Below are 1,987 nucleotides of genomic sequence, written 5' to 3'. Positions count from 1 at the left end.
GGGGCGGGGTCGTCGGCGGCGGGCTGGCCCCGTCCAGCCCGAAGAAGCGGATCACCTGCGCGGCGTCGACCGGCAGGTTGTGCGAGACGCCCTGCATGCTGATCGCCTCGACCGGAGCCGTTCCGCCGCTGCTGCCGTACCGGGTCCGGGTGTGGTCGGACTGCGGCGAGTCGGTGTACGTCGGGGTCTGGCTCAGCCCGTGCACGTTGGTCCACTGCTTGACCTGCTCGCCGAAGTTCGGGTAGCGCAGCGTCTCGTCGTTGGTGCCGTGCCAGACCTGCATCCGCGGCCGACGACCGGTGTAGCCGGGGTACGCCTCGCGGACCAGGTCACCCCACTGCTGGGGTGTTCTGACGAGTTGGCCGTTCGCACACTCGCTGTTCCACTCCGAGCCGCCCCCGGTGGCGAAGCAGCCGAACGGCACCCCGGCGAACGACGCACCCGCCGCGAACACGTCCGGGTAGTCGCCCAGCAGGACGTTCGTCATCATGGCGCCGGACGAGGTGCCGGTGACGAAGATCCGTTCCGGGTCGGCGGAGTACCGCTGCCGCACGTAGTCGACCATCGACATGAGCCCAACCGGGTCGCTGCCGCCGCCACGGCGCAGCGCCTGCGGCGAGGAGACGTCCCAGCACAGGCTGCTGCGGGTCACCGACGGGTAGATGACGATGAACCCGTACCGGTCGGCGAGCGACGCGTACTGGGTGCCGGAGTGGTACGCCGGACCGGACCCGGTGCAGTAGTGCAGGGCGAGCACGATCGCCGGCCGGGACGCCAACCGGTCCGGCACGTACAGGTGCATCTGCAGATTGGTGGGGTTGTTACCGAAGCCGGTCACCTGGGTCAGGGTCGCCGCCGACGCCGGCGCGGCGAACGTCAACGCGGCGGCGGCCAGCGTCACCGCCGTCATGAGGACGCCGGCCATCCTTGTCTTGAGTGTCATCGATCGCGATTCCTCGGGAGAGTTGCGCATGGAAGGGGAGTAAGTCGAGGACTGCCCTTCGCCCGACCCTGACCGCGGCTCGCGTGACCTTGTCAGCTTCGATCGAGGGCACTCGATTGTCAAGAGTTCCGGAAGCCTTCCGCCGCACCGGATCGGTGACGACCTGGGCATCACCGCTCGTGTGGGCGGGCACCTACGCCGCAGCGGGTCAGATGTTTCGGAACATTCGCGGAACCGATCGGCGACCACACCGCCACCGCCGAGTGGTCAGTAGATGCGGCGCCCGCGCGCGTCCGGCACCCCGGACTTGCGGAAGAAGTAGGTGTTGATCTGGTCCCGCCACTCGGTGGCGCAGCGCAACTGCTCGTCGAGGCGCTGCTCCACCCGCTCGTACACGGCCGGATCGATCATCCCCTTGAGCGTCGACCACCGCCGCCGCATCGCCTCCACCTCCTCGACGCCCGCGAAATGGGTGTCGTAGATGTGCTGGATGACGGTCGACCCGCTGTGCAGGACGTGCCCGTACGGGACGTGGTGGAAGAAGAGCAGCAGCTCGTCCGGACACCGCTCCGGTGACTCGTACACCTGGGCCCAGTACGGCGGGTACTGACCGGCGAAGCCGGTGCCCGACGCGCGGCTGCGGTCCACGCCGACACCGTCGCGGTCGGCGAAGTGGTACGTCCCCCACCGGGTGTACTCGTACCCGTCCACGTCGGGGCCGTAGTGGTCGCCCGGGTGGACCATGAAGCCGACACCGAGCGGCGCCGTGTACCGCTCGTACGTGCGCCACGAGTCGTCCATGATCTCGTGCAGCGTCCGCCCCACCAGCTCCGCGTCGCCGATCGCCGACGGCGGAAAGGTCAGCGCGATCCACTCGTCGAGGACCACCCCGGGATCGAGCCGCGGATCCCAGGCGAGCCGGCCGGCGGTGTACAGGTTGGCCTGCGCCAGCGGATGCCCCGTCCAGAACAGGTCGTCGCCCACGTTGGCGACGGCGACCAGGCCCCCGCCCGTTCCCGCCTCCCCCGCGACCACGTCGGCGAC

1 protein-coding gene and 1 pseudogene are annotated in these 1,987 nt (G+C 69.7%); both read right to left on the bottom strand.

Translation table 11 applies throughout. The annotated features are described in order from the left end of the window. The coding region (locus DKT68_RS00160; protein WP_109815420.1) for an extracellular catalytic domain type 1 short-chain-length polyhydroxyalkanoate depolymerase at positions 1-943 on the bottom strand (943 nt) is incomplete at its 3' end. A gap of 267 nt (positions 944-1,210) precedes the next feature. Further along, positions 1,211-1,987 (bottom strand): annotated as a pseudogene (locus DKT68_RS00155) (alpha-glucuronidase); the annotation flags it as partial.

It is taken from the genome of Micromonospora acroterricola, from assembly GCF_003172955.1.
Classification (GTDB): Bacteria; Actinomycetota; Actinomycetes; order Mycobacteriales; family Micromonosporaceae; genus Micromonospora; species Micromonospora acroterricola.
This window is presented reverse-complemented; position numbering and strand designations above follow the sequence as displayed.